We start from the raw sequence: 1,848 nt of genomic DNA, 5'->3' as shown, positions 1-1,848 counted from the left end.
GCCGGTCCTGGCTGCGGGGTACCGCGGCCTTCGCCCGGCTGCTGTCCGGCCGTCTCGCGGAGTCGCGCCGGCTGGCGCGGATCTTCCTGCCCTTCGGTGAGCGGGTCGGCGAGGGCTGGGCGGTGGGCACGCTGCGCGCCGTCGAGGCGTACGCGGCGTCGGAGCAGGGCGACCTGAACGAGGCGGATCAGGAGGCGCGGCAGGCGTACAAGGAGTTCGCCGCGGTCTCCGACGACTGGGGGCGTGGCCTGGCGCTGGTGGTGCGCGGCGCGATCGCCCGGGGGCTGGGCGAGTACGACCACGCCTGGGACCTGCTCACCGACGCGCTCGGCCACGCCGGGCGTACCGGTCATCCGCTGCTGCTCGGCATGGCCGGGACCATCCGCGGGTTCGTCGAGCTGCAGCGCGGCGACGTGGTGGCGGCCGAGGCGGACGCCCGCCGAGTGATGACCGCCGTCGAGCCGCACAACCCGCTCGCGCCGGCTCAGGTCGGGCCGCGGGTGCTGCTGGCCGAGGCGCGGCTGCGCGCCGGGGACGCGTCGACCGCCGTCGGGCTGCTCGCGCCGATCGCCAGTGACACCGGTTCGCCCTCGCTGCTCTTCTCGCGGCGGCACGCGCTGGCGTCGTACGCGTCGGCCCTGCTCGCCGACGGCCGGCCGGACGCCGCGCTGGCGTGGATCCGGCGGGCCCAGGACGTGCCGGCCGAGGATGTGCGCAGCTGCGTCGTCACGGCGTGTGTGCTTGCCCGGGTGCTGGCCGCGACGGGTCGCATGGACGACGCCCGGGCCGCGGCGGAGGAAGCGGTGCGGCTCGCGTACTCCACGCAACAGGTCGGGGAACGGGCCGCGGCGGTCGAGTTGCGAGATGCTCTTCGGATGCCCATCGCGCCACCCGCACTCTCACCCGTGCCTGGCGTATTTTCATAACCGTGACGGACACCCCGCCTGGCGCTCTGCCCACTCCCTACGTGCCAGGCATGTCTGGCTTGTCCGTCATGGCCCGCGGTGGGTACGCCACGGTCTACAGGGCGACGCAAGATTCCGTCGGCCGCGAGGTCGCCATCAAGGTCGAGAACCGGACGCTGGAGAACCCGCGCGACCAGGCCCGCTTCCTGCGCGAGGCACGGGCCGCCGGGCGCATGTCGTCCCACCCGCACGTGGTCGACCTCTTCGACGTCGGCGTCACCGTCGACCAGCACCCGTACCTGATCATGGAGCTCTGCGACGGGTCCTATCTGGACCGCATGCGGATCTCGCCGCTCGGCGCGGTGGAGGCCCGCGACCTGGGCGTGAAGATCGCGGACGCCCTCGTGCACTCGCACGCCAACGGGGTGCTGCACCGCGACGTGAAGCCGGCGAACATCCTCTACTCCCATTTCAACCCGGCCGTGCTGGCCGACTTCGGCCTGGCCGTGCTGGGTGAGATGCGCGATTCGTCGGTCACCCTCGAGGTGCTCACCCCGGCGTACGCGCCGCCCGAGATGTTCCGCCACGACGCCCCGTCGGGCGCGGTCGACGTCTACGCACTGTGCGCAACCCTGTACGCGGTGATGCGCGGCCACCCGCCCCGCTGGGAGACCGACCGCAGCCCCAGCCTGATCACGCTGATGGACCTGTTCAACCGGCCGATCCCCGACCTGCCGCACGTGCCGCAGTCGATGACCGAGGTGCTGCGGTACGGCATGGCCAACGATCCGCGCGCCCGGCCCACCGCTGAGGAACTGCGCGAGATGCTGACCGGCCTGCACCTGGCGCCGGGCGGCCGGCCCCCACCGCCACCGTCGGTCTACCGCACGACCACCAACCCCACGCCGCGCCCGGTACCGCCGCACCACCAGACCCTCTCCGA

General features: G+C 73.2%; 1 protein-coding gene and 1 pseudogene. Both read left to right on the top strand.

The annotated features are described in order from the left end of the window. Positions 1–926, top strand: a pseudogene (locus AB0M20_RS41205) (adenylate/guanylate cyclase domain-containing protein); the annotation flags it as partial. Positions 927–928: 2 nt separating this feature from the next. Beyond that, positions 929–1,848: serine/threonine-protein kinase (locus AB0M20_RS41200; protein WP_364306732.1), on the top strand; the 920-nt coding region annotated here is incomplete at its 3' end.

Source organism: Actinoplanes sp. NPDC051633 (assembly GCF_040681735.1).
GTDB lineage: Bacteria > Actinomycetota > Actinomycetes > Mycobacteriales > Micromonosporaceae > Actinoplanes.
The sequence above is the reverse complement of the archived record's forward strand: the minus strand, read 5'-3'. Positions and strand labels throughout refer to the sequence as shown.